This is a genomic window from Streptomyces sp. CG4 (assembly GCF_041080655.1).
In the GTDB taxonomy this organism is placed as follows: Bacteria; Actinomycetota; Actinomycetes; order Streptomycetales; family Streptomycetaceae; genus Streptomyces.
Map to the genome: position 1 here is coordinate 4,183,785 of NZ_CP163525.1, position 24,046 is coordinate 4,207,830.

Annotated in this window: 25 protein-coding genes; 21 read left to right on the forward strand and 4 right to left on the reverse strand. The window is 70.3% G+C overall.

The genetic code is table 11. From position 1 onward, the window contains the following. Window positions 1-13 precede the first annotated feature (13 nt). Both AB5L52_RS19020 and AB5L52_RS19025 read right to left on the reverse strand, forming a co-directional pair. Window positions 14-568, reverse strand: coding sequence for a flavoprotein (locus AB5L52_RS19020; RefSeq protein ID WP_355941094.1), 555 nt, complete (start codon window positions 566-568; stop codon window positions 14-16). Then, window positions 565-1,836, reverse strand: coding sequence for a helix-turn-helix domain-containing protein (locus AB5L52_RS19025; RefSeq protein ID WP_369365169.1), 1,272 nt, complete (start codon window positions 1,834-1,836; stop codon window positions 565-567). The genes AB5L52_RS19020 and AB5L52_RS19025 overlap by 4 nt, the downstream gene beginning before the upstream one ends. A 175-nt stretch (window positions 1,837-2,011) precedes the next feature. On the opposite strand from AB5L52_RS19025, the gene AB5L52_RS19030 reads away from it, so the two are divergent. From AB5L52_RS19030 to AB5L52_RS19080, 11 genes are all read left to right on the forward strand, one after another. Further along, on the forward strand, window positions 2,012-2,449 hold the full coding sequence (locus tag AB5L52_RS19030) for an ATP-binding protein (protein WP_369365170.1): 438 nt from the start codon (window positions 2,012-2,014) through the stop codon (window positions 2,447-2,449). A 2-nt stretch (window positions 2,450-2,451) separates the two neighbouring features. Beyond that, window positions 2,452-3,771 (forward strand): UDP-N-acetylglucosamine 1-carboxyvinyltransferase, encoded by a 1,320-nt coding sequence (locus AB5L52_RS19035; protein WP_369365171.1) that lies wholly within the window; start codon window positions 2,452-2,454, stop codon window positions 3,769-3,771. Then, window positions 3,768-5,003, forward strand: coding sequence for a bifunctional metallophosphatase/5'-nucleotidase (locus AB5L52_RS19040; RefSeq protein ID WP_369365172.1), 1,236 nt, complete (start codon window positions 3,768-3,770; stop codon window positions 5,001-5,003). The genes AB5L52_RS19035 and AB5L52_RS19040 overlap by 4 nt, the downstream gene beginning before the upstream one ends. Then, a complete protein-coding gene (gene dcd, locus AB5L52_RS19045) occupies window positions 5,003-5,542 on the forward strand; it encodes a dCTP deaminase (protein ID WP_369365174.1) in 540 nt (179 codons plus the stop codon). The genes AB5L52_RS19040 and dcd overlap by 1 nt, the downstream gene beginning before the upstream one ends. Next, entirely contained in the window at window positions 5,539-6,075 is a 537-nt protein-coding gene (locus AB5L52_RS19050; RefSeq protein WP_369365176.1) for a deoxycytidine triphosphate deaminase, read from the forward strand. Before dcd ends, AB5L52_RS19050 begins: the two co-directional genes overlap by 4 nt. Before the next feature lie 23 nt (window positions 6,076-6,098). Further along, window positions 6,099-7,187 carry a glycosyltransferase family 4 protein gene (locus tag AB5L52_RS19055; protein ID WP_369368930.1) on the forward strand — a complete coding sequence of 363 codons (1,089 nt, stop codon included), beginning with the start codon at window positions 6,099-6,101 and terminating at the stop codon, window positions 7,185-7,187. Between the two features lie 94 nt (window positions 7,188-7,281). Further along, window positions 7,282-8,325 carry a serine hydrolase domain-containing protein gene (locus tag AB5L52_RS19060; RefSeq protein WP_369365178.1) on the forward strand — a complete coding sequence of 348 codons (1,044 nt, stop codon included), beginning with the start codon at window positions 7,282-7,284 and terminating at the stop codon, window positions 8,323-8,325. A 27-nt stretch (window positions 8,326-8,352) separates the two neighbouring features. Continuing rightward, window positions 8,353-8,886, forward strand: coding sequence for an NUDIX domain-containing protein (locus AB5L52_RS19065; RefSeq protein ID WP_369365180.1), 534 nt, complete (start codon window positions 8,353-8,355; stop codon window positions 8,884-8,886). A 790-nt stretch (window positions 8,887-9,676) separates the two neighbouring features. Further along, on the forward strand, window positions 9,677-10,651 hold the full coding sequence (locus tag AB5L52_RS19070; protein ID WP_079133892.1) for an STAS domain-containing protein: 975 nt from the start codon (window positions 9,677-9,679) through the stop codon (window positions 10,649-10,651). A 255-nt stretch (window positions 10,652-10,906) separates the two neighbouring features. Continuing rightward, a complete protein-coding gene (locus AB5L52_RS19075; protein WP_229865389.1) occupies window positions 10,907-11,419 on the forward strand; it encodes a DUF5994 family protein in 513 nt (170 codons plus the stop codon). Between the two features lie 132 nt (window positions 11,420-11,551). Next, window positions 11,552-12,745: a PP2C family protein-serine/threonine phosphatase gene (locus AB5L52_RS19080; RefSeq protein ID WP_369365182.1), complete on the forward strand. Its 1,194-nt coding sequence runs from the start codon at window positions 11,552-11,554 to the stop codon at window positions 12,743-12,745. Between the two features lie 52 nt (window positions 12,746-12,797). On the opposite strand, the gene AB5L52_RS19085 is transcribed toward AB5L52_RS19080, so the two are convergent. Beyond that, on the reverse strand, window positions 12,798-13,280 hold the full coding sequence (locus AB5L52_RS19085) for a DUF5994 family protein (protein ID WP_369365184.1): 483 nt from the start codon (window positions 13,278-13,280) through the stop codon (window positions 12,798-12,800). Window positions 13,281-13,943: 663 nt separating this feature from the next. On the opposite strand from AB5L52_RS19085, the gene AB5L52_RS19090 reads away from it, so the two are divergent. The 9 genes from AB5L52_RS19090 to AB5L52_RS19130 all read left to right on the forward strand — a co-directional run bounded on the left by AB5L52_RS19090 (window position 13,944) and on the right by AB5L52_RS19130 (window position 22,039). Further along, entirely contained in the window at window positions 13,944-15,365 is a 1,422-nt protein-coding gene (locus tag AB5L52_RS19090) for a hypothetical protein (protein ID WP_351026961.1), read from the forward strand. A 1-nt stretch (window position 15,366) separates the two neighbouring features. Next, a complete protein-coding gene (locus AB5L52_RS19095) occupies window positions 15,367-15,936 on the forward strand; it encodes a DUF1963 domain-containing protein (RefSeq protein ID WP_369365186.1) in 570 nt (189 codons plus the stop codon). Between the two features lie 93 nt (window positions 15,937-16,029). Continuing rightward, complete coding sequence (locus AB5L52_RS19100) at window positions 16,030-16,563, forward strand: hypothetical protein (protein ID WP_369365188.1); 534 nt, start codon at window positions 16,030-16,032, stop codon at window positions 16,561-16,563. A gap of 104 nt (window positions 16,564-16,667) precedes the next feature. Next, window positions 16,668-17,201: a hypothetical protein gene (locus AB5L52_RS19105; RefSeq protein WP_369365189.1), complete on the forward strand. Its 534-nt coding sequence runs from the start codon at window positions 16,668-16,670 to the stop codon at window positions 17,199-17,201. Window positions 17,202-17,214: 13 nt separating this feature from the next. Beyond that, on the forward strand, window positions 17,215-18,300 hold the full coding sequence (locus AB5L52_RS19110) for a hypothetical protein (RefSeq protein ID WP_369365191.1): 1,086 nt from the start codon (window positions 17,215-17,217) through the stop codon (window positions 18,298-18,300). Window positions 18,301-18,339: 39 nt separating this feature from the next. Beyond that, entirely contained in the window at window positions 18,340-19,674 is a 1,335-nt protein-coding gene (locus AB5L52_RS19115) for a Dyp-type peroxidase (protein WP_369365193.1), read from the forward strand. Between the two features lie 369 nt (window positions 19,675-20,043). Then, window positions 20,044-20,358 (forward strand): SHOCT domain-containing protein, encoded by a 315-nt coding sequence (locus tag AB5L52_RS19120; protein ID WP_369365194.1) that lies wholly within the window; start codon window positions 20,044-20,046, stop codon window positions 20,356-20,358. Between the two features lie 225 nt (window positions 20,359-20,583). Next, entirely contained in the window at window positions 20,584-20,835 is a 252-nt protein-coding gene (locus AB5L52_RS19125; RefSeq protein WP_351026972.1) for a hypothetical protein, read from the forward strand. Between the two features lie 10 nt (window positions 20,836-20,845). Next, on the forward strand, window positions 20,846-22,039 hold the full coding sequence (locus AB5L52_RS19130) for an SPFH domain-containing protein (protein ID WP_369365196.1): 1,194 nt from the start codon (window positions 20,846-20,848) through the stop codon (window positions 22,037-22,039). A 203-nt stretch (window positions 22,040-22,242) separates the two neighbouring features. Here the strand turns inward: AB5L52_RS19130 and AB5L52_RS19135 are convergent, their stop codons facing one another. After that, window positions 22,243-23,010 carry an MBL fold metallo-hydrolase gene (locus tag AB5L52_RS19135; RefSeq protein ID WP_351026976.1) on the reverse strand — a complete coding sequence of 256 codons (768 nt, stop codon included), beginning with the start codon at window positions 23,008-23,010 and terminating at the stop codon, window positions 22,243-22,245. Between the two features lie 56 nt (window positions 23,011-23,066). Between AB5L52_RS19135 and AB5L52_RS19140 the strand changes: the two genes are divergently transcribed. Next, window positions 23,067-24,032 carry a helix-turn-helix domain-containing protein gene (locus AB5L52_RS19140; protein WP_369365198.1) on the forward strand — a complete coding sequence of 322 codons (966 nt, stop codon included), beginning with the start codon at window positions 23,067-23,069 and terminating at the stop codon, window positions 24,030-24,032. The last annotated feature ends 14 nt before the right edge of the window (window positions 24,033-24,046 follow it).

The following is a 24,046-nucleotide window of genomic DNA, read 5'->3' on the forward strand; positions in this document are numbered from 1 at the left end:
CGAGGGAACAGCGTCACCGCACCGTGTTGACCAGAGGCTCCAGCAAGTCCAGTGCTTCCTCCCAGCGGAAGCGGTCCGCCGCGCCGCCGGCCCTCGGCCGGTGCGGTTCGCAGGAACCGATCAGGACACCCATCCCCCGTAGCCGGTCCAGGCTCTGCTGGTAGGCGGGGTGGGCGGCCTGGGCGGAGTTCAGGTAGGGCAGTGCCACGGTCGGGATGGCCATGCCGTACGCCTCGCACAGGATGCCCAGGGCGAGGGTGTCGGAGATCCCGGCGGCCCACTTGTTGATCGTGTTGAAGGTGGCGGGAGCCACGGCGATCGCGTCCGCCGGGGGCAGTGGGCGCGGGTCTCCCGGTGAACGCCAGGCGGAGCGGATCGGGTAGCCGGTCTGTGCCTCGATCGCCGTAGCGTCGATGAAGCCAAATCCCTGCGGTGTGGCGATGACGCCGACATCCCAGTTCGCCTCCTGGGCGGCCGTGATCAGCTTGCCGACGTCACGGGCCACGCCTGCCGCGCACACGACGACGTACAGGAAGGGCTTCTTGTCCGGGGCAGTCGGTTCGGTCACGCGGGGACTCCCAGTTGGCGGCTGAAGTGGTGCAGTTCCGGCAGGGTACGTCGGCGGTCGCGGGCGGCCATATCGGCGACCAGGTGGCGGACGTCGGGGCGGCGGATGTCCTGGGCGGCGCAGGTCTCGGCGATCCTCAGGGCTTGGTAGCCGTCGGCCAGGCGTCCCTGCTGGCTGTAGGCGCGAGCCGCTTCGACCCATAGTGCGGCCCGGCGTTCGGGGACCGGGATGTGCCGGCGCATGAGGGGCCTGGCCGCCTGAAGGGCGAGGCCGGCGTCGCCGAAGGCCACCAGGGCGCTCAGCTCGTGCAGGGCGACGTTGGTCGGGCTGAAGGTGGCCCAGGCGTCGGGCCGGTCGAGAGTGACGTACCGCGAGACTTCTTTCGCCTCGGTGAGGAATTCCTTCGTGGCCGCGCGATCACCACGACTGCTGGCCGCGGTCACACCGCGCAGGAGCAGCAGTCCCACGGCGGCGAGGTACTTCGGTGAACGCCGGTCGTAGGAGCCGGTGAGCTGGTCGGCGGTGTGCCGGACCAAGGTGACGGCCTCCGTGGCGTGCTTCTCACGGACCAGCACGTGGGCCTGGACACGGACGCTGGAGGCGAGGACGACTGGGTCGCCTGAGCGTTCGGCTTCTGCCATCGCCCGGCCGACGGCGAGCCATGCGTTGCCCTGGTCGTGCTGCTTGAGCAGCAGGCTCGTCGTCGTCTGGTACGCCGTGGCCAGGAGCCGGGACACCGTGTCCCCGTCCGTCGCATCACCGACCGCCAGTCGCAGGTCGGCAATCAGGCTCGGGAGGGTGCGCTCCAACTCCGTGTATTGGCAGGTGTGGAAGAGCCTCAGTGCTGATCCGACGCGTTCGTACAGGACGGCCGTGCCCTGGGGGCCACCGGTGCCCGCGGGGCCGGGACCGGGCAGGAGGGCCTGGACGAGGGCGGTGTGCAAGGCCGAAGAGCCGGCCGGGGCCGCGAGCGCTGCGATACTCGCGGCGAGGAAGGTGCGGCGGTGCATGTCGTCAGCTTCTCGATCGGCGGCGGAGACGTCCTGAGACGGGGCGAGGCCCAACTCATGAGGCGGGATGTTCAGTTCCTGCGCGATGGCGCGTAATACGCGGATGTCCTCCGTGCCGCGACCGCTCTCCAGACGGCTCACCTTGGACTGGTGATACCCAAGCGCTGCGGCCACGCCGTGCTGTGAACGCCGCTGTAACACCCGTGCCCGACGGATCCGGTCTCCGATCCGTCTCGCTTCCCCATGCGCGTCGGCCATCTGCCACGGCTCCTTCCGCCGTCGCTGATCCTGCCTGCTCAATCGAGCATAGATCAGCCGTAGTTGGCCGTGATGCAGCCCCTGCATAAGTCATGCATCGCCCGCGTCAGGGCTCACCACTCGCGGCGACGGACTGGTTGCTTGGTGTGGCCCCACCTACACCGGGAGGCCGCTCATGGAAGCGCACCAGCTCGCTCTTTCCCTACCCGCGATGCCCGCCGCAGCAAGCCAGGCCCGGCACCAGGCCGTGGACGCGATAGCGGGCTGGGGCTCGGGACTGGGCGCCGAGGTGGTGCACACAGCCGAACTGCTGGTCAGCGAGCTCGTCACCAACGCGGTCCAGTACGCCGGCACCGGATCCGTCTCGCTCGCGGTCTGTCTCGACGAGGCCGTCCTGCGGATCGAGGTCTGCGACACGAGCCCGGTCCTACCCCAGCCAGCTCTGCCCGACGCGGACAGCGAGGGCGGCCGGGGTCTGTTCCTCGTCGCCGCTCTCGCCGACCGGTACCACGCCGAACCGACGAAGAACGGCAAGCGCTGCTGGGCCGAAATCGACCTGACCAGCAAACCCAGCCAGGAAGTCGCCTGTTTCCCGCCCCTCCAGAGGAGTTGATGATGACGACCACCCACGCCCCCGGCGTGGCCGCCGAGGTGATCGCCGTACGCCCCGGGCCGCCGCTCGCCGGCACCGTGAGCGTCGACGGCTCCAAGAACGCCGCTCTGCCGCTCCTGGCCGCCGCGGCGGCCCTCGGTCGCCCGGGCCGATTGAGCAACGTCCCGGACAGCACGGACGTCCAGATCATGCTCACTCTGCTGCACCAGGCGGGTTGGCATGTCACGCAGCCCGTCGGCGAACCAACCACTTACGTGATCCTGCCGACGGAGGCATCTCAACGACTGCCCGATCTGGCGCAGGCAGCCCACATCCGCGCCTCGTACTACCTCGTCCCCGCCCTGCTCGCGCGTTACGGCCAGGCGCGGCTGCCTTGGCCGGGTGGCTGCCGGATCGGTGCACGCGGGATGGAGCTGCACTTCAAGGTGTACGAGGCGTTCGGCGACCGGAGCCGGCAGGACAGCTCCGGGTACGGCATCGAAGCCCTCAGCTCTCACACGGGCACCGTCTCCATCGCACTGCCCTTCCGCTCTCGCGGTGCGACCGTGGCCGCGACACTGCGCGCCCTCACAACCGGCCGGCCCTTACGGCTGGGCCAACCCAACCTCTCGCCCGAAGTCCTGAGCGTGCTCGACGCCCTGAGTTCGGTGGGCTGGGAGACGCGCGCCAACGAGCATGTACTGACTCTCTCGCCGCCCTCCTCGCCGCCGACTGCCCCCGCTGCCTGGACCGTGCCCGGAGACAAGATCGAGGCAGCCACGCTGGCCTGCGCGATCGCCGCGACGCGCGGTACTGCCCGTATCGACGGCGTGCAGGGCAAGGACGTAGGCCCGTTCGTGGCTGCCCTTCATCAGCTCGGCATCCCCGCAGACGCGGAGCCGGGTGGCCTTACTGTCCGCGCGTATGAGACACCCCCCACTGGTCGTCCCCTGCGGGCCATCGCCTCTCTGAGCCCTGCGGGCCTCGACGCCGACTTCGAACCACCGCTCATGGCACTCGCCCTCGGACTGCCCGGCACGCATCTGTTCGCCGACGCCATCAATCCCGGCCGCCACGGCAACCTGCTGCCGCAGCTGACCCGCCTAGGCGCCCGGATCGAGGAGATCTCCCCCACCGAATGCCGCCTGACCGGGCCCCAGCAGCTGACGGGCGCGGGCGTCGAAGCCACCGACATCCGCACCGGGTCCGCCCTCATGGTCGTCGGCCTCACGGCCCGAGGCGTCACCACCATCGGCGGCCTCGACCAGCTGCGCCGCGGCCACGCCGACCTGTCCGGCAAGCTGCGCACCCTGGGCGCCGACATCTGCGAGGTCACCCCATGACCACCGACGGCCGGAACCTCCGCCGGGTCATTGCCACGACCGACGTCCACTCCGCCTTCGACAACGCCGCGCCCTTCCTGACACACCTCCACGCGCTGCGCCCGACCTCGCTCATCGTGGACTGCGGCGACTTCTTCGAAGGCAGTGGGTACTACCGCCTCGGTCGCGGCACGATCGAGCGCGAGATCCTGCTCGGGCTGTACGACGTGCTGGCCCCTGGCAACCACGGCTGGCCCCACCACTTCGAACCCGACCTCCACCTGCACACTGTCTGTGCCAACGCCGTCGATGCCAACACCGGCGACGCACTCTTCCGCCGCTTGTACATCGCGGACATCACTGGACGTCGCATCGGCGTAACCGCTGTGATCGGCCGACAAGCCTTCCACTCGATCCCGGTCGCCCAGCGAGCCGGCCACTGCGTCACTGATCCCGTCCAGGCCCTACGCGAGCTGATGCTCGCTCACCACCACGAGGTGGACAGCTGGGTCCTGCTCAGCCACTCCGGCTTCGACGAGGACCGGAAACTCGCGGCAGCCTGTCCGTTCCTCGATGTGGTCTTCGCCGGGCACTGCCACAGCGATCAGTACGGGCCGGTCCGGGTCGACGACACCCTGGTCGTCAAGGGTCGGGAACTCGCCGGCGGCTATGCCATCGCCACGCCCGTGGGCACGGGATGGGGTGCGGGCACCACGTCCTTCCCGGATCGGGCCCCGAGCGTCGTTCCCACGGAGCTTGCGGGCCTGCACTCACGCATCGAGGACGTCAAGCAGCAGCTGGCCGGCGTCCTCGGCCCGATCAGACCGGCCTACCGCCACCAGTCCCTCGACCGGCGCAGCCTGCTCGTGGACCTCACCGCCCGCCTGCGTACGGCACTCGGGGCAGACACGGTCATCCTCAACGAGACGGCACTACGCGCCGTACCACTCGGCGACACCCTCACCCAGGGCCACCTGCTCTCCATCGAACCGTTCGCCAACCAGCTGGTGCACGCCCACGTACCTGAGCAGGCACGCAGCGACCTCCCCGGCTGGCTGTCACATCTGACCACCCAGACCGGCCCGCTCGTCACCGCCCCCGATCCCTTGCTGGATGCCGTCACCACCGTGCTGACCACCGACTACCTCGCCGACAACTACCTCGGCGAGCGCACGCACGAGGCCGGCCTGCGTCTGGACCAGGCTGTCCAGCACGTCCTCACCGCCCCCGACACCGCGGAAGGAGGCAGTTAATGATCCTCACTGGCCCGGAGATCACCGCAGCCGCTCACGACGGCCGCCTCCGCATCACCCCCTTCGCCGCCGACCAGGTCAACCCCAACAGCTACAACGTGCGTCTGGGCCCCACCTTGATCACGTACACGAGCACGGTCCTGGACGCCCACCGGCCCAACCCCACCCGCGAAACCACCATCGGCCCGGACGGGCACGTCCTCCAGCCAGGCGAGCTCTACCTCGGCCACACCCTCGAAGAGGTCGGCTCCGACACCTTCGTCCCGCTGCTGTTCGGCCGCTCCTCCGTCGGCCGCCTCGGCCTGTTCGTCGAGATCACCGCCCCCATCGGCGACATCGGCTTCCACGGCCAGTGGACACTCATGCTCACCCCGATCCGACCGCTGCGCGTGTACGCCAGCATGAAAATCGGGCAGATCATGTTCTTCCTCTCCACCGGCGCCATCGACCTCTACCGCGGCAAGTACCAGGCCGCCACAGGCCCGCAGCCCTCCGTCTACTGGCGAGACCTCACCCGACTCCGGGCGGTGGCCTCGTGATCCTCACCGGCCCCGCCATCGCCGCCGCCGTCCAGGCCGGCGAGATCACCATCGACCCGTACGAGCCCAGCCGCGTCTCCCCCAACGCCTACGACTGGCGCCTCGGCAACACCATCCGCGTCTGCGACGGCGACCTCGACGCCGCAATGCCCACCACCTTCACCGAGCAGTCCATCCCCGACGCCGGCCTGGTGCTGCGCCCTGGCCTGCTCTACCTCGGCATCACCCTGGAACGGACCGGTTCGGAGACGTACGCGCAGCTGCTGAACGGCGACCGCACCATCGGCTCCCTGGGCATCTGGGTCCACGTGTCGGCTCCGCTCGGACACCAGGGCCATGCGATCCGCTGGACGCTGGAGATCCGCGCCACCCAACCGGTGCGCGTGTATCCGGGCATGACCTTCGGCAAGCTCGTCTTCCTCACCACCTTCGGCGCCCCGGCCAGCTACCAGCAGCAGCCGGCCAAGTACGCGTCCACGGAAGGCATCGACATCTCGCGCCTCTACGAGGAGATCGACGGAGGAATGCGGTGAACGCCAGCTCGGCCACCGGCCCGATGGCCGCCACCTTCCTGGATCTCCCCGCCGGAAGCCCCGGCGGCAGCGTCGAACTCTTCCTCGACCTCTACACCGGCGAGCAACCCCTCATCCCGGCCCACGCCTTCATGCTCGCACCACCTGGTCACGCTCCCCGTCCACCCGCCGGCCTCAACCTGCTCCCCGCAGCAGGCAAATGCCTGGAAGGAGCAGCCTTCAGCCGCTACGTCACCACCCTGCGCAGAGCGCTTACAGCCACGCTCGATCCCACACAGATCGACGTCCTCCACTTGCAGCACCTCGCATTCGGCGCCACTCCTGCCCTCATCCGGGCTCTGCCCTCGCATCCCCGGATCGCCCTCGTCCACGGCACGGACCTGCTCTTCGCCGAGACCCACCGAGACCAGCTCCAGGTGCTACGCGAAACAGCCAGGGCCGCCGACGCCATCGTGGTCCCGACCACCGCAATGGCCGACCGCCTCCTCAAGCTCGCCCCGCAGATCGAACGCCGCAAGATCACCCACATCCCCTGGGGCATCCCCGACCACCTGCTTACCGCCCCGCCCGCCCGGCCGGCACGCACCTCCGCCAGCCACCTGCGGCTCCTGTACGCAGGACGCCTGACCAACGAAAAGGGTGCCGAGGCCCTGATCAAGAGCCTGGCTCCCGTGCCCGGTATCGAGCTGAGCGTCGCAGCGCCCAAAGCCCAGTTCCACGTACTGGCCCCACTGCTGCAGCGAGCCGGCGTACGGGTCCGCTACCTCGGCTGGCTCCGCCGCCCACAGCTATGGAAAGCCTTCACCGAACACGACGTATTAGTCGTGCCGTCCACCACCCTGGAAGCCATGGGACTCGTCGCATTGGAAGCCCAAGCGTGCGGGCTCCCCGTCCTCTACCAGCCCGTCCCCGGCCTCAATCAAGCCCTCGCCGCTTCCGGCATGGCCACCGACTTCACCCACTCCGCCGCACTCGCGCGCGACCTCGACCGGCTGAGAAGGACACCCGGGCTGATGACTGCCCTCCGGCAGGCGGGCTATGCCAACGCGGCACGCTATCCCCTCTCGGCGACCGCACGATCCCTGACCGACCTCGGCCGACAGCTCACCTGAACCGACCGCCAGACGACCCGACACGTCACTACCCGAACCGCTCCACGAACGTCACTACGCTGACCGGCGGGACACCCCGGCGAAGAGGGAGACCATGACGTACGACCGCGACCGCATCGAAGCCCTCCTCGACGAGGGAGTCCGCGACAAGGTGTACCCGGGCGCCGTGTGGGCCCTCGGCGACGCCACCGGCACCCTCGCCCGGGGCACCACCGGGGTCCTCGACCCCGACGAGCCGGGGGTGCCGATGCGCACCGACACCGTCTTCGACGCCGCCAGCCTCACCAAGATCCTGGCCGTCTGGTCCTCCATCGGAGCCCTGTGGGAGGACGGCACCCTCGACCTCGACCAGCCGCTCGGCAGCTTCTGGCAGGAGGTCACCGGGCACCCGCTCGGATCCGTCACCGCCCGGCAGCTGCTGACGCACACCGCCGGCGTCCCGCTGCGGGCGCAGCTGAAGAACCTCTACGGCACCGACCCCTACGAGATTCGCCGAGGCGTCCTCCAAGAACAACTTCATCGGACACCCGGAGAAGCCGTCGAGTACACCGACCGGGCCGCCCTCATCCTGGGCTATCTCGCCGAACACCTCTCCGGCCAGCCCTTGGACCAACTGGCCACCATCCGCACCTGGCTCCCACTGAGCATGACCTCCACCCGCTTCGGCCCCTTGCCCGCCAGCCTCGCGACGCGCTGCGCGCCCACCGAACTAGACCAGGACACCGACACCCACCTCAAGGGAGTCGCCCACGACTTCTCGGCCCGCCTCTTGTGCGGCGTCTGCGGCATCGCCGGCGCCTTCACCGTCCTCGACGACCTCGCCGTCTTCCTCCAGTACATGCTCGCCCCCGCAGCGTCACAGCTCCGGGCTGGTTTCGGCATCGAGTGGATCAACGGGTCCCTGGCCATCGAGACGGGGCAGCTCCAGCCCGCTCGCGGCCTGTTCTGGCACCCCGCTCCCGGCACCACCATCGAGGAGGACGTCTGGGTCCACTACGGCTTCACCGGCACGGGCATGTGGATCTCACCCACCAAGGACCGCTGGGCGGTGCTCCTGACCAACAAGCTCTACTACACCCGCGACCGCGCACCGCTGACCGATGTCCGCAACAACTTCCGAGAGCTCGCCTTCAAGTAGAGGAGCCGATCGAGAGGTACGGCCGAGATGCCCACCGATCCGGTCGGGGAAGGGACCCCCGTGGCTCAGCCGACAGCCGATGACCAGCCAAAAGCGCTCATGCCCACCCTGGACTCCATGACCCTGCTGGTCGCCGCCGTCATCGTCCATGACAAGGCCACCAGCCGCGTGGTCCTCCTCCAGCGCAGCGACCAGGCCAAATTCGGCAGGGGCAAGTGGGATCTCCCGGTCGGCAAGAGCGAGCCCGGCGAGCCGATCACCGCGACGGCCGTCCGCGAGCTGTACGAGGAGACCGGTATGACCGTCAAGCCGGAAGCGCTCAAGGTCGCCCACGTCATCCACGGCGCCTGGGGCGTGGAAGCCCCCAACGGCTTCCTCACGGTCGTCTTCGTCGCCCATGAATGGTCCGGCGAGCCGGAGAACCGCGAACCGCGCAAGCACGCCCAAGTCCGCTGGGTCGACACCGGTGCCATCCCCGAAGAGTTCGTGGAGACCACCGCCAGCGCCCTTCATCGCTACCTGGCCGGCGGGCCTCAGGTGTCGCTGGACGGTTGGAACTGACCGAGCGCCTCTTCTGGGATAGCGTCTCGCCCCCACGGTGAGATGAGTGACCGCGTTCAGCGTTCGCCGACCTCGCCGCTTTCCTCCGCTACATGCTCGCCCCTGCCACGTCCCCCTTCGCGGGACGGTTTCGGTAACAGGTGGGTCATCTGCTCCATGAGCGCTGGCTTTCACGTAGGGACCGATCCTCCTGGCGTGCGACGTTTCGCTCGAATGGGTTCGGAGACCCGGTGAGTGGAGGTCGTGTCGCGTGTGGGTTCGGAAGTGAGCTGGCATTCAATTCGTCCGCCCGCTCTGCCGCCCGGCTTCGATCGCGGGCGGCAGTGTTGTGCTGTGTCCAGGGGAACTGCGCGGCGGCCAGTGTTGTGTCCAGAGCGGCGCGCATCCGGGCACCTGTCGCGACAGGGCAGGGGCGAGGTGGTGCCCCCTTACCCTGCCGGCCCTCGGCTGTGAGGTGCACACGTACCAGCAGCCGCAGCATCACCACCGTTCTGACGTGGGAGAACGGCCTTTCAAGTGACGCGGCCCCTACCGTGCCGCGCCCTTCGACCCAGCCGCTTCCGGTTGCGGCAGACGTACGGTTGAAGTACCGAGGGCATCACGCACTCCGGGCCACCACGCCGGGTCGTCCTCGGCGAGAGACGAGTGAATCCGGGCCGCCCCAGCGGTCGGCGCGGAGACGGGTCGGGGCCATGTACGCCGCGGTCGAAGCAACTCAGCGCAAGCTCATCACGGCAAGGATCGCGCTGAGCGCCCGTGCAGGTCCGCAACCTCGCCGAGGGGAGACGTGATGACCTTTTCCCGGCTGGACATCCATCGGCGGAACCGAGGAGAGCGGACGCTCGTCACGCTTGCCGGCGACATCGGGCCGGCCACGACGCCGCTGCTGCGGGCCGCAGTGGAGCAGTGTCTGCTGGACGGTGTCACCGTGATCGACATCGACCTGACCACAGTCGGCTCCTGCGACGCCAGGGGCTTGGACGTCCTCCTGTCGGCAGCACAGCGCGCCGGCCGGGTCCACGCTCGCCTGCGGCTGCACCATCCGTGCGCTCAGATTACCCGGGTCCTCGATGCCACGGGATCGACTTCGCTGCTCCCTACGGCCCCCGCGAGTCCCGTGCCGCCCGCCGCATCCGACGGCTTCATGAGTGCGGCGACGGGGGCGCCCGAGGACTCCGCTCGCCGACCGGACCAGCCGGTCCTCAAGGACGGGATCCGCCTTCGTCGGCTGACCCGCTGGCAGGCAGAAGACATGGGCGCGGACATCGCGGACCTGGCTGCGGAGTCCGTCGCAGGCACCACGGGCGAGCGGTACCACAACCGCGGGGACTTCCTGCACCGCTTGTCGATCACCGCCCGCCGCCCCGGCTTCGCCCTGCTGGTCGCCGAGACGACGGTGCTGGTCGGTTGCGCCTTCGGTTTTCCGATGGGCTCTGAAGGCCCCGGCAGCCGGGGGTCCGACGGAACGCTCCAGGAGATCATCCAGCGGCTCACCTCCCGCGCACGGTTCGTCGTCCTCACCCAGGTCGTGGCCCACCCGCACGTTCAGCACCGCGACATCGCCCGCCGGCTGCAACAGCGTCTGCTCACAGAGCTGCACTCCTCCCTCGGGATCACCCTGCTGCATCCTGCCGACCGGGCAGGACAAGCCGCCTTCTCGTCCTGGGGCTGGCAGAACATGGGTGAGGTCGTCGGGCTGCCCGGCTCCGTAGCCCCCTGCGTGTTGACCCTGTCCGCCGAAGGGCAGCCCTCGGCACGCCGATGACGTGGCAGAGGAGCGATGAGCCGGCGGTCGTACCGGCCGGGGCGGTCACGTGACCCGTCGTCCGCCGTACCGAGGTGCCTCCACGCGATGGCTGCCTGCCTCTCGGCGCGATGGCTGCGCACCACGCCGCCCGCCACGGCTGGGAGTAGCGTGGGAGGTACCGAGAACTTCCGGGCGTACGACCACGGCGGCGCCGTTCCCGGCGAGTGACTGACACGGGCAGCCGGAAAGCAGCGCCCGGAACGGGATCGCACGATGAACGCCATCACAAAGCCCGCCGAAGTTACCGCGCCAGGTTACGGACACTCCTACCGGATGCCCATGCCCCGGCTGCGCCTCACGCCGGACGTCAGCCATGGCCCGCTGGACGGCGCATGGTGGCCGCGCTGCGACGCACTCGAACTCGAATTGCCCGCGCTGGTCGGCTCCCTGGATCCGAGCAGCGGCACCGTCACCCGCGTTACCGTGGGGTCCGCCGCCTGGCCCGATGCTCCGCAGGAGGTGATGGCGCCCGGCCACGTGATCGAGGTGGTCCTGACCGATTCGGCCGCCGAGGCGCATGCCATCACCGTGGACTGCGGCACCGTGGGACGCTGGGAACTGCTGGTGATCCCCCCGGACGAGCCGGTCGGAGTAGCCACCAGGCTGCTGACCGCCGCCGCCGACGCCGGGAACCCACTGTCGGCTCCGCGCCTGCTGGCACTCGCCGAGAGCGGCCTCGACGGACAGAACGCTTGGGAGTCGGAAGGCGGAGCCGGACCGAGATGAGCAGCCCGACCCGGCCGACTCCGTGGCCGGCAGGCCGGGCGTCCACGACCCCGTGATGGAGCCATGGCACCGACAGACCCTTCGTCATCCTGGCCCGCCCCCACACGAAGCGTGACCGCGGCAGGTGAGGGGATGACGGCAGTACAGCGTACGGACCGGTCCGAAAGCTTCGGGGAAGCTCTCCTGGGAAAGATCCTCGACAGCGCGCACGAACTCCCGCCCCACCTCATCGGGCCCTTGGTCGCCGACGTCGTGGAGCGGCTCGGTGGCCGCCGTCCACAGGTGCTGTTGCAGGACTACGGCCAGCTGCTGCTCGTACCGCTGCCCGGTGAGTGCCTCGCCGGCGGGGAACCGCAGGTTATCGACGACTCCGAGGCGGGCCGCTGCTTTCTCGACGCGGTCCCCGTGGAGGTGCCCCAGGAAGACGGCGTCCGGATCCATCTGCCTCTGCTGGACGGCGGTGACCAGGTAGGGGTCATGGCGGTGACGCTGGACAGCATCGACGCCCACGACCGCCGCCTGCTGCTCAGGATCTCCGGCCTGGTGGCCGACCTTCTGGTGACCAAGCACGGCTACTCCGACCTGTTCTTCGACGTCCGACGCGGTGAGGCGATGAGCGTCGCCGCGGAGATCCAGTGGTCACTGCTGCCACCGCTTGCGATGATCATGCCCCGGGTCGCTGTGGCCGGGATCCTGGAACCCGCCTACGACGTGGGCGGCGACAGCTTCGACTACGCGCTCAACCACGACGTCCTCCACGTGGCCATGATCGACGCGATGGGCCACGGACTGGACGCAGCCACCATGGCCACGGTGGCCATCGGCGCCTACCGCCACGCCCGCCGCGCCGGCATCGGACTGCCGGAGATCTACGCGTTCATGGACCGCGCCGTGGCCAGGCAATTCGGTCCCGAGCATTTCGTCACCGCGCAGATGATGCAGCTGGACACGACGACGGGACGGGTGCAGTGGGTCAACGCCGGACACCCGCCGCCGATCCTCGTCCGCGACCACCGCGTCGCGCGGCGTCTGGCCGCCCCGACGACCCTCCCCGTCGGCCTCGGTGGTTCGGAGCCCCGGATCAGCGAGCTGGGGCTGGCGCCCGGGGACCGAGTCCTCTGCTTCACGGACGGAGTGGTCGAGGAGCACAGGAGCGGTGGGGAGGAGTTCGGGGAGGACCAGCTGATCGACTGCGTGAACCATCTGGAGAGGACCGGCCGCGGCATCCGGGCGGTGACGCGCTCCCTGTCCCACACGCTCAAGCAGGCGCGGGGCGGACAGACCAGCGATGACGCAACGCTGCTCATGGTGGAGTGGCGCGGCTGATCTCCCCCGCCGTCCGACACCGCTCGGCCGGTCACGCCCAGCGGCAGGCCCGTCAGCCCGGCGAACCGTGCCCGCTCCCGGTGTCGATGAGAATCTGCTCGGCCTGGCTGATGTTGTCTGCCCGGACCGCCTGGGCCATCGCGGCGCGGGCGGCGTCCGGTGCCGCGTCCGGCGGGACCACGAGCAGAGAGAAGATGTCCGTGTCGCCCCGGGTAATCAGGACCGTGTCGTCACCGACCGGGAAGGCATCGATGTGCACCACCCGGTCGTCCACGGCGATACGCGTCGGGAGACCTTCCCAGGCCGCGGTGTCCAGTCCCACACGGGTCACGGGGCCGAGGTGGGCAATGAGGGCGCTCAGGAGCGCGGGCAGCTCAGCACCGATGTCGCGCGAGCGCGGCCACCACGCGCCGTCGAGGACGCCTTCGCGTGATTCGGTCGTTTCCAGCCGGAGAAGCGCACACCCTGGCCGCACCGCCTCGTGGACGCCGCTGGGCAGACGCCGGGGAACAGGTGGTGTATCCGAGCTGGTCATGATGACCACCCGTCTGTAGGGCCGGTGCGACGACGGGACTCCGCCCCGCACCTGCCACGTTACTCCTGGTGTCACGCGCGACGGCATCTCCGAAGCTCCCCCTCGTCCGGCCCCGGAGGGAACGGATGCAGCACACAGGACGTCCGTCGCATGTCGAGAGCTCCCTAGGCGCGAAAACTGGGCATGAACGCCTCCCCAGCCAGGTCCCCGGAGGGCACATCCAGGGCACATGAGTCCGGGAAACGGCGTTGACCCGTGAGAACTACCGAGGAGTGTTTCCGCAGGTCAACGCACGCTTCACAGAGAAACCCCAGGTCACCGCCCCACCCCTCCCATTCGCTGCACGAGTGGCAGGACTTCTCGCATCGGCTGCATGAGGCGGGGCATCAGCCGTATTGCTTGGTTTGGCCCTGAGCTGAAGTTCTGGTGGGATCGGGCGGGGTTTTCCGGGCTCCGTCCTCGCTGGTGGGCCTGGTGCGCTGACCCGCTCGGCGGTGTGGATCTCGCCGAGCAGGACGTCCGGGTCCGCGGTGGTGAACTGAACCGGTGAACCGGCGGGTCCCGCGCCGTGTTCGCCATGCCGAACGCCATGGCACCCGATAGCCAAGCGTCATGGACCTGCACGAGACAGCGGAAACACGACTCCGCGTAAGACCCCATGACATGACCTTGACCGCCCGACGGCGCCGGTGGGGCCGGTGGGGCCGGTGGGGCATCGTCGCGCTGGCCGGTGCCCTCCTGGCCGCGTCGGGCACGGGAAGTGCCGCGGCCAGGAGGGACGCCGCCGGAGAGGGAGAGGTCCGCGCCTACGCCGTGGACCCGCCGAGCTCGTGGTACGAGAACCGCTGTCTGTATCACGGGTACGACGAATCACCGCATCTTCCGAAGCTGGTCGAGAACGTCGTCATGACCTGCGGCACCGGCGACACCTGGCACGGGATCGGCAAGACCTGGACCACCACCAAGTACGGCCAGCTCGTCAGCGGCTACGACCAGGGTGCCGGGAATTACCTGTGCCTCGACGCCGCCGGCCCCCATCTGGCGGGCTGGGCGGGCGAGGGCGACACCGCCGTCGTCGACACCGCCTGCGCCAACAGCGAGGCGCAGAAGTGGAGCTTCGCGGACCACCGGATCAGGAACAGCGACCGGTGCCTGGCCGCGGGCGACGACGCGGACGGCGGCTGGTGGAAGTACTGGGGTTTCAGCACCATCTCGGTGGTCGGCCGGGACTGCTCCGCCGATCAGTCGCGGCTGACGTGGCGGACGCCGGCGCCGACCGGGCCCGGTGAACAGCCCGAGATCTGCTGGTACATCCCCGACGACAACGAGGACATCAGCCCCCGCGCCTGCTTCATGTGGGCGTCCCAGAGTTACCGCGACCGCACGTCGAAGGACTACATCTTCGAGGGCCCCGGCAAGTGGGCCGAGCAGAGCCATGACCACACGGAGCACCGCAAGCGCGATGTGCACGAGGCCGATATCACGCTGATCATCAGCGCGCAGGAATTCGGCAGTGCGGCGGAGCACATCCGGCACGCGACGACCGCGAACCCGGAGACGGCGATTCTCACCATCGACCGCAGCACCGACGAGGCGAGACAACGCCGCCGGCAGACGATGCGACTGATCCAGCAGTACCGCAGGACCCACAACGTCCCGAGCGACCAGGACGTGGACGAGTGGCCCATGGCCATGTTCGCGGAAGGCGGGCAGAGCCCCGTACTGAGCCTGATGCCGATCGACCGGCAGAGCAACCGCTCGCTGGGCGCGGCGATCTCCAACGCGCTGAACGGCACCAACCCCGCCGGCACGGCGTGGCCGAACAACGCCCGGGTCAGGTTCGTCGTGGTCGACACCAATGAGCAGGCGGACGAGCTGGCCCAGGCGCTCCAGGCACCCGACGACCAGCGCAACCGCGCCGATGCGGTGAGAGTGCTCAGCCGGGTCGTCTCCCAGCAGGCCGAGCAGGACCACCGGGCGTACCTGGGCGACGTCACGGCGGGTCTGCGGCAGCAGATCGACAACGGCGGTGTGAGCCTGTCGTTGCTGGGCGCGTTCGCGGTGCACTCGTTCGGGCAGCCGTGACGTGATCCCGGCGTACGCCCTGGATTTCGCCCCGGAGAGCGGCGACAGGCGAAGCCGCCGGAGCCGACTGGGTGGTGAGCCGGCGTGGCTGGACGCCCCGCAGTGGCCGCTCTCGTCCGGCGACGGGGAACCGATGACGTTCCTCGCCCAGTTCCGTGTGCCGGGCGAGCGCGTCACGGCGTACCTCTTCATGGACCTGCGGGGCACGCGCAGCTGGCTGCCCGAGGGCGGCCAGAACGCCCTGCTCCTCCAGCCGTCGGGCCGGATCCCCGCGTTCCTCACGACGGCCCCGCTCCGTACCGGCCCCGTACTGCGCGACGCGGCCGGCCGCACGGTGTGCCACGAGGCACGCCTCACACCGTCCGCCCGGGACGTGTCCTCCGCACAGCACATGGGCGGACACCCGACCTGGCTCCAGGGCGACGAGGCACCGGAACGCTGGACCTTCCTGCTCCAGCTCGATTCCGGTCAACTGCCCGGCGCGGTCGTCGGCTTCGGTGACGCGGGCATCGGCTACGCCTTCATCGACCCGGACCGGAGGGAGGGAAGGTTCCTGTGGCAGAGCGGCTGAGCGCGGCGGGCGTCCGGATGCGGGAGACCTGCAGGAGACCTGTGGGAAACCTGTGGCCGTGCGCCGCGCAGCGGGCGTGGCCACACTGGAGTCATGGAAGGGCGGCCTCCCGCACAGCCTCCCGCACAGGAACCGTCCCTGCCGCAGGCCGGCGCTGTGGAGCGGCGCGATTACACGGGTGCCGTGTACGGCTCGCTGCTCGCCGCCTCGGTGGTGATCGGAGCCGGATCGCTCGGTTCCTTCCCACGACTGGAACTCGTTCTCCTGCTGCTGGGCAGCGGGGTGGTGTTCTGGGCCGCCCATGTGTGCGTCCGGCTCTTCGGTGAGCGGATCATGTACGTGCCGATGAACGCGAAGGAGATCCGGCGCGCGTGCCTGGCCGAGTGGCCCATCGTCCAGGCGGCCGTCCCACCGGCCGTGGCCGTCGCCGTCACACCCCTGCTGGGCATCGGCCCGAGAGGGGCGGCATGGCTGGCCCTGGGCGTGGCGCTGGCCGGTCATGTCGCCTGGTCCACGGCCGCTGCCGTGCGCGCGGGGGTCACGGGCCGGGTGCTGGTGGCCGCCGGGGCGGTCAACCTGCTGCTCGGCCTGGTCGTCGTGCTCCTCAAGGTCGGCCTGACGCGCTAGTGGCCAGGCCGCCCTTCGGGTCCCTCCTGCTCGGCAGGCGCGCGCCGGCGCCGGGTGCAAGGCTGGAGAGGGGTCCCACTTCTGCGCCGCGGGAGGAGGCGGACATGGAGATCAAGCCGCAGGCCGTCGTCATCCCCAAGGAGACCGACCAGCTGGAACAGGGGAAGTACGGCCCCGTCTTCCCGCGGACTCCGGCCTGCTACGGGTTCACCATCGTCGCGAAGGTCAAGCCGGGCCGGGCCGACGCGATGCGGGAGTACGGGTACGACCTGGCCAAAGCGCTGGAACAGGATCCGTATCTGCTGGCGCCGTTGAAGTTGCACTACCTGCGCTGGGTTCTCTTCGACGACGACACGCGCTTCATGTATCAGGGGATCTTCGACACCGATTTCGACAAGTACACCGAGGACGCGGTCGCGCTGTTCGGCAAGGCGGGTGTGAGTACCGCCTTCGAGAACCTCGAAGGGTTTCCCGCGGACTGGCGGACGAACCCCGAGGCGTTCGTCCGCTTCGTGCGCGCGCACCACTGTCCGAGCTTCATCGAGTACGGAGAGTATCCGTATGTGACGGCGGACGAGATCAAGAAGGCTCTGCGGATCAAGAGCGCCCTGTCGGAGATGCTCGATCAGATGCAATGAGGCTGGAAAGAAAATGAGCGAGGTCAGGACCGCGCGCACGTACAACCAGCGGCACATTCCGCGGGAGTACACCCCCGGCGGGCGGCGGGTGAGCATCTACGTCTCGTGGAGCTATCCGGCCGAGGCCGGTCGCGACGCGGCCGAGCTGGACAACCGCTTCTCCACGATGACCGAGGTCAGACGGGCGGCCTGGCCGGACTACGAGGACCCGAAGTGGGCGGATCCGTATCGGTTCCAGCAGGGCATCGCCGGATCGCTGGAGCTGTTCTTCTGGGCCTGGGTGCCGTTCCAGGAGTTCGTCGAGGAGGTCACGGGGCATCCCGTTCCGGTGTATCAGCGCATCGACCAGGCCGGATTCCACACCCCGCTCGACGAGCGGGTGCTCGACGACACGGACGTCCTGTTCGTGTTCGGGCTGGACCACATGGTCACCGAGCAGGCGGCCCGGCCCGGGGAGATCGAGGCCCTGAGGGCGTTCCTCGGCCGGGAGGACGCCCGCCTCGTCCTGGGCCCGCACCACGACGTCGGCGCCTCGGACGACCTGGCGGTACGGGAGATGGAGTACCTCCATCACGGGGATCCCCTGGTGCCCCGGCAGCAGCGGTTCGCCACGTACGTCAGGGACTTGATGCGCGGCCTCGGCGTACCGGTCATGAACCGGTACGGGCTGCGCCCGGCGACGCGCGAGGGCAACCGGATCGCCCCCTTGTCCACGGTGCGGGACCTGGACCCGAAGGGCTGGCTGGACGGGGTGACGAACTTCAATTTCCACATGCATCTGCCGCACTACGACGTGACAACCGACGTGACAACCGAGATGACGGCCGAGAAAGCGGCCGAGAAGACGGCCGAGGTGACGGCCGAGAAGACGGCCGATGCGTCTGACGCCGTCCATGTGCTGGCCCGGCAGCCCATCGACCTGACCCGGCCGCATCCGTTCAGCGAGGCCGGCAACACCGAGTTCAACATGTTCCTGTGGATGCCGCCCGCCGGTGACCGCGCGGGCGATCTGCTGCTGGCGGACTCGACGATCTTCAGCTCCTTGTTCGGCGGGGACGAAAGCCTGCGGAACTTCTGGCGCAACCTCGTCTCCAAGTAGGGCCGCGCAAGGCCGTGCAGGGCCGCTGGGAGGTCAACTGTGAGTGCGCACACGGACGTAGCGCTGGAACTCGACGACATCCAGCGTGGGGTGCTCAGCCCCCGGCCGACGCCCTACGCGGCGACCTATCTCGCCTTCCGCATCGACGACCGGGAGCAGGGGCGGGAGTTGATGCGGCGCGTGAGTACGGCGGCGACCTCCGCGGCGGACCCGGTCAGCCCCCTGGGGGAGACCTGGGTGAGTGTGGCCGTCACCTGTCGCGGGCTGGCGGCGCTGGGGGTGCCGCGCGCCTCGCTGGACACGTTCGCCTGGGAGTTCCGGCAGGGGATGGCGGCCCGGGCCAGGGCGCTGGGCGATGTGGGCGAGAGCGGCCCCGAGCACTGGGAGGCGCCGCTGGGCGGTCCCGATGTCCATCTGGTGCTCACCGCGGTCGCACCCGACCCCGCGCGCCTGGAGGCGGCCCTGGACCGCGCCCGCCCGGCGTACGAGTGGCTTTCCGGCGTGACGGCGATCTGGCGGCAGGACTGCTACGCGCTGCCCACCGAGACCGAGCACTTCGGATATCGCGACGGGGTCAGCCATCCGGCCGTCGAAGGCAGCGGGACACCGGGATCCAACCAGTGGGAAGTGCCGCTGAAAGCAGGGGAGTTCGTCCTCGGGTATCGGGACGAGATCGGTGGGACACAGTGCCCGCAGCCCGCCGTCCTCGGACGCAACGGCAGTTACGCGGTCTTCCGTAAACTCCACCAGAAGGTCGCCGAGTTCCGGCGCTATCTGAAGGACAACTCGACCGGGCCCCAGGACGAGGAGCTGATCGCCGCGAAGATCATGGGGCGCTGGCGCAGCGGCGCTCCGCTGGCGCTGGCTCCGCAGCACGACGATCCCGCGCTCGGCGCCGACCCGGACCGCCGTAACACCTTCCTGTACGAGAGTGACGATCCGACGGGGTACAAGACACCCGGCGGCTGCCACATCCGCCGGGCCAACCCCCGCGACGCCGAGGTGGCGGGAGAGGTGCGGCTGCATCGCATGATCCGCCGCGGCGCCGTCTACGGTCCGCCGCTGCCCGAGGGGGTCCTGGAGGACGACGGGGCCGACCGCGGGCTCATGTTCGCGTTCGTCGGCGCGCATCCGGGGCGGCAGTTCGAGTTCGTCCAGTCGCAGTGGATGAACGACGGCGTCTTCTTCGGCGCGGACGACGCCAAGGACCCCGTCACCGGAGCCCACGACGGCTCCGCCGGCTTCGTCGTCCCCCGGCGGCCGCTGCGCCGGCGCCTCGCCCCGCTGCCGCGGTTCGTCGTCACCCGAGGAGGCGAGTACTGCTTCCTGCCGAGCCTCACCGCCCTCCGCTGGCTCGGCGACCTGCACGACTGACCACGCGCCGACGGGCACACAGCCCTCCGGTACGAGTCGCAGCACGGCCACGGTCCGCACCAGTGCTCCGACGCCGGCGTCGCGTCGGCGCGCAACGCCACTCCGGCGCCGGGCGCGATCGGCATCGCCTTCGACAACCGGCCCGCCGTCCTCGGGGCGCTCGCCGCCATCGTGCTCAGCGGCCTGGCGGCAGCCCTGCCGATCGCCACGCTGCACGGCAGCCGACGGAGTGCTCCGGCGGCGGCGGGGGCGGAGGCCGGCACGGACGGCCGGCGGAGACGGGCTGCTCGTCGCCCGGGCCGACGTGGCACCGGCGGCGGACCGGGCGGAAGATGAGGGGGGATGCCTCCCGGGAGGTGAGCTGTGGTGATGTACGGGCACTACGGGCACGTCGGCTGGGTCTGGCTGGCCTTCATGCCGCTGCTGTGGATCGTGCTGATCGGGCTGGTGGTCTGGGCCGTGATCCGGCTGACGCGACGCCCGGCCGGCCGGGGTGACGACGTGTACCGCGGGTGGCTGCCCGGAGCGACACCGACGGGTACCCCGGCGGGACCACCGGCAGAGCCACCGCGGGAGACCCCGGAGGAGATCCTCGACCGCCGTTTCGCCTCGGGCGAGATCGACGCGGACGCCTATCACGAGGCGCGCAGACATCTGGCCACCTACCGGCCACGACCGGAGTGAGCCCCGGCGGCCGCGCTCGACGCCGGCCCGCAGACCGGCCGGCAGGCCACTCGGCGGATCGGCCGGCGCTCGCAGGCACCGCAGTGGCCGAAGGAGCGGGAAGAACCTTTGCACCGGCTCGCCCCGGAAATGCCCTGATTCCGCTTGACCACCACCCCGTTGGGTCCCGGACCGGCTGGGTCTATCGTCTGAGTTCCGGGGTCAGGACGAGGAGGACGGCCGGTGATGTCGCAGGACGAGGCCGTGGTCGGCTGTGTGGGCAAGGTGCTCATCGGAACGCGTGGATCCGCGGGCCCCGGCGAGGTTCTGGTACGGGTCCGAGGCGGCTCCGAGACGTTCCTGGCCTGGTCCGAGGATCCCCTGCCCGCGGGCGCTACGGTCCTCGTGATCGAATCACGGGGATGCCGAGAGGTCGGCGTCATCGAGTGGGTGGATCCATTGGATGCGCTCGGCGGCGACTCCGCCGGCGCCAGCTGAGGAGTAGAGCATGTTCGGATACCGCGTTCCCGCTCCCGACGAGGCGATGTTGATCTCGGGTGGGCGGCGGGGACTGGGGGGCGCGCCGTTCCGAGTGGTGACGGGGCACGGCAAGTTCGTGGTCCCGTTCTTCCGAAAGACCCGCTTCCTTTCCCTGGCCATGTGCGAGGCCGAGGTCACCGAGACCTGTGTGACCAAGCAGGGCATCGCCCTGCACGTCCGCGCGGTCATCGCCTTCAAGGTCGGCAACGACGCCGAGAGCATCATCAACGCAGGTCAGCGGTTCCTCTCCGACCAGGACCAGATGTCGGTGCTGACCGGCCGGATCTTCGCCGGCCACCTGCGGGCCATCATCGGCTCGATGACGGTCGAGGAGATCGTCACCGAGCGGCAGAAGCTCGCCGCCGAGGTCCTGGACACCTCCAAGACGGAGATGGCGAAGATCGGCCTGATCGTCGACTCGCTGCAGATCCAGTCGATCGACGACGGTGACACCGGCTACATCGACGCGATGTCCGCCCCGCACAAGGCGGCCATCCAGCGGCAGGCCCAGATCGCCCAGGCGCAGGCCACCCAGGCCTCGGTCGAGGCCGAGCAGGCCGCGGCCCGCAAGCAGGCCGAGTACGCCCGGCAGACCGCCATCGTCAAGGCCGAGTACTCGGCCGAGGTGGACCGCGCCCAGGCCCAGGCCGCGCAGGCCGGACCGCTGGCGCAGGCGCACGCCCAGCAGGAGGTGCTGGACGCCCAGACGGAGCTGGCCCAGCGGCAGGCTCAGCTGCGCCAGCAGCAGCTGGTGGCCGAGGTCGTGAAGCCCGCCGAGGCGGAGGCCGAGCGGGTCCGGATCCTCGCCGCCGCCGAGGCCCAGCGCATGAAGATCCAGGCCGAGGCCGCGGCCTCCTACGACCGGGTCGCGCTGGACCGGATGCTCATCGACCAGCTCCCGCAGATCGTGAAGGAGGCCGCGGGCGGCCTGGCCGGCGCCAACGTCAACGTCCTGAACGGCGCGGACGGCCTCGGCGAGATCGCCGCGGGCCTGGTGTCCCAGGGTCTGACGATCCTCGACTCGGTCCGCCAGAACCTCGGCGGCCAGGACAAGGACAACCAGGGCAGCCAGGGCAACAGGGCCGACGGCAGCACCAACCTGCTGCAGCTGCAGTCGGGCAAGGAGCGGAAGTCGGACGACGGTCCGGTCGACGTCGACTAGTCGCTCCGCCGGTTGTGCCACGAGGGGTCGTCTTTCATCCGCGGCGCCGTTGTGGCTGGTCGCTCCCCCAAGGGTGCTTCAACGACCGTGAATTGACGGTCCGGCCCGGGAGCCGCTTCCACCCCAGCCCCGCCACCCGGGCGATGCTCGACATCCTCGGGGTCCGGGCACGGCCGGCCCGGTCCTGACGCGGCGGCGGATCGTCAGCGGGGGCGACGGGCGTGGGCGGCGACCAGGTCGCGCAGCCGGCCGGGGCCGAAGGGGCGGCCGTGGCCGGGGCGGACGACGGCGACCCCGAGGTCCGCGAGGTCCGCCAGGCGGGCCAGGCTCCGGCGGTAGGCGACCGGGTCGGACTCGGGCAGGTCGTCGATGAGGTCGCCCTCGTAGAGCACGTCGCCGGTGTACAGCGCGCCGGTGCGCTCCTCGTACAGGGCGATGCAGCCGGGGGTGTGGCCGGGCAGATGGAGGACGGTCAGGATCCGGCCGCCGAGGGCGAGCGTGTCCCCGTCCAGGAGGGTGCGGGTCACCGGCAGCGGGTCGATGCGGTGGGCGCGGGGGTCGTACCCGGGGTGGGGCAGCGCGTCGATCAGCAGGTCCGGTACGGGTGCTCCGCCGGCGTCGATGCCGAGGCGCGCGTACAGCTCGGGGCCGTACAGGCTGGCGGGCACGCCCGCGGCCAGGGCCTCGGCGGCGGCCGGATGCGCGGCCCGCTCGCGGAACTCGTGGGCGCCGCCGACGTGGTCCAGGTGGGCGTGGGTGAGGACGACCAGCGGATCCCGCTCGAACAGGCGCGGCAGGTGCCGGCGCAGGGCGGCCACGCCGAGTCCCGCGTCCACGACGAGGTCCCGGTCGGTGCCGCGCAGCCACCACAGGTTCGCCCGGAGCAGCGGATGGACATGGGGTTCACGGATCCGTACGACGCCGTCGGCCGGTTCCGTCAGCTCGTACCAGCCGTCCGCACATGCAGTCATGCGCGGGATCCCACCAGGGTGTCCGCCGGTCCGGCGAGACATTTACCGTGGGCCGAATGTTGCTGCTGCGGCTCGACGTCGACGATCTGGCCTCGGTGCGGTTCGCCTGCTCGCCGCTGACCGAGACCGTGCTCAGCCTGTGGGCGTGGCAGAACCCGGTGCGGCACGCCGAGCACCAGCCCTTGCTGCGCCGCTCCGCCCCGCTGCTACGACAGCTCGACTGGCCCCTGCTGCGGGCGCTGGTCGGACCGGGCCGGCGGATCCCCGACTTCCTCACCCCGCATCCGGCCGCGCCCGTCCCCGGCATCGCCGACGAGTTCACCGCCCTGCGCGCCACCCCGGCCGAGCGCATGGCGGCCGAACTGGCCGATGCCGCCGGAGTACTTGGGCCCCACCCGCTGCTGCGGGCCGGGCACGCGGATCCCGCGGCCCTGCTGACCCGGATCGCCGACGCCCTGCACGCCTACTGGACGCTGGTGATCGCCCCGCACTGGCCGCGGATGCACGCCGTGCTGCGGGCCGACGTGCTGCACCGCGCCCGGCGGCCGGCCGACGGCGGCACCGCCGCGCTGTTCGCCGGGATCGACCCGGGGCTGTGCTGGCGCGGCGGCACGCTCGCCGTGGACGCGCTCCGCCACGAGCAGCGCGATCTCGCGGTGGACGGGCGCGGGGTGACGCTGAGTCCGTCGCTGTTCTGCGACCGCGTCATCACCCTGGTCGACCCCGCGCTGCCGCCCCGGATCGGCTACCCGGCGCACGGTCGCGGCACGGTCTGGGGTCCGCCGGCAGCGCCTGCGCCGGCCGCGCCGGCCGACCTGCTCGGCCGCACCCGGGCCCGGCTGCTGGCCGCGCTCGCCGACCCCGCGAGCACCACCGACCTGGCCCGCCGACTGGGCCTGAGCACCGCCGCGGTCAGCCGGCACCTCGGCGTACTGCACCGCGCGGGCCTGCTCACCCGGGCCCGCGACGGGCACGCGGTCCTCTATCTGCGCAGCCCCCTCGGCGACCGGCTGTGCGACTGACGAGGCGGGGCGGC

Bases quoted from the DNA above. Each gene is read 5' to 3' on its own strand.
- AB5L52_RS19140 (WP_369365198.1), top strand. From the start codon at position 23,067: ATGTTGCTGCTGCGGCTCGACGTCGACGATCTGGCCTCGGTGCGGTTC.
- AB5L52_RS19105 (WP_369365189.1), top strand. From the start codon at position 16,668: ATGGAGATCAAGCCGCAGGCCGTCGTCATCCCCAAGGAGACCGACCAG.
- AB5L52_RS19070 (WP_079133892.1), top strand. From the start codon at position 9,677: ATGACCTTTTCCCGGCTGGACATCCATCGGCGGAACCGAGGAGAGCGG.
- AB5L52_RS19030 (WP_369365170.1), top strand. From the start codon at position 2,012: ATGGAAGCGCACCAGCTCGCTCTTTCCCTACCCGCGATGCCCGCCGCA.
- dcd (WP_369365174.1), top strand. From the start codon at position 5,003: ATGATCCTCACTGGCCCGGAGATCACCGCAGCCGCTCACGACGGCCGC.
- AB5L52_RS19120 (WP_369365194.1), top strand. From the start codon at position 20,044: ATGTACGGGCACTACGGGCACGTCGGCTGGGTCTGGCTGGCCTTCATG.
- AB5L52_RS19075 (WP_229865389.1), top strand. From the start codon at position 10,907: ATGAACGCCATCACAAAGCCCGCCGAAGTTACCGCGCCAGGTTACGGA.
- AB5L52_RS19135 (WP_351026976.1), bottom strand. From the start codon at position 23,010: ATGACTGCATGTGCGGACGGCTGGTACGAGCTGACGGAACCGGCCGAC.
- AB5L52_RS19100 (WP_369365188.1), top strand. From the start codon at position 16,030: ATGGAAGGGCGGCCTCCCGCACAGCCTCCCGCACAGGAACCGTCCCTG.
- AB5L52_RS19080 (WP_369365182.1), top strand. From the start codon at position 11,552: ATGACGGCAGTACAGCGTACGGACCGGTCCGAAAGCTTCGGGGAAGCT.
- AB5L52_RS19035 (WP_369365171.1), top strand. From the start codon at position 2,452: ATGACGACCACCCACGCCCCCGGCGTGGCCGCCGAGGTGATCGCCGTA.
- AB5L52_RS19125 (WP_351026972.1), top strand. From the start codon at position 20,584: ATGTCGCAGGACGAGGCCGTGGTCGGCTGTGTGGGCAAGGTGCTCATC.
- AB5L52_RS19110 (WP_369365191.1), top strand. From the start codon at position 17,215: ATGAGCGAGGTCAGGACCGCGCGCACGTACAACCAGCGGCACATTCCG.
- AB5L52_RS19025 (WP_369365169.1), bottom strand. From the start codon at position 1,836: ATGGCCGACGCGCATGGGGAAGCGAGACGGATCGGAGACCGGATCCGT.
- AB5L52_RS19055 (WP_369368930.1), top strand. From the start codon at position 6,099: ATGGCCGCCACCTTCCTGGATCTCCCCGCCGGAAGCCCCGGCGGCAGC.
- AB5L52_RS19040 (WP_369365172.1), top strand. From the start codon at position 3,768: ATGACCACCGACGGCCGGAACCTCCGCCGGGTCATTGCCACGACCGAC.
- AB5L52_RS19060 (WP_369365178.1), top strand. From the start codon at position 7,282: ATGACGTACGACCGCGACCGCATCGAAGCCCTCCTCGACGAGGGAGTC.
- AB5L52_RS19065 (WP_369365180.1), top strand. From the start codon at position 8,353: ATGCCCACCGATCCGGTCGGGGAAGGGACCCCCGTGGCTCAGCCGACA.
- AB5L52_RS19130 (WP_369365196.1), top strand. From the start codon at position 20,846: ATGTTCGGATACCGCGTTCCCGCTCCCGACGAGGCGATGTTGATCTCG.
- AB5L52_RS19090 (WP_351026961.1), top strand. From the start codon at position 13,944: ATGACCTTGACCGCCCGACGGCGCCGGTGGGGCCGGTGGGGCCGGTGG.
- AB5L52_RS19085 (WP_369365184.1), bottom strand. From the start codon at position 13,280: ATGACCAGCTCGGATACACCACCTGTTCCCCGGCGTCTGCCCAGCGGC.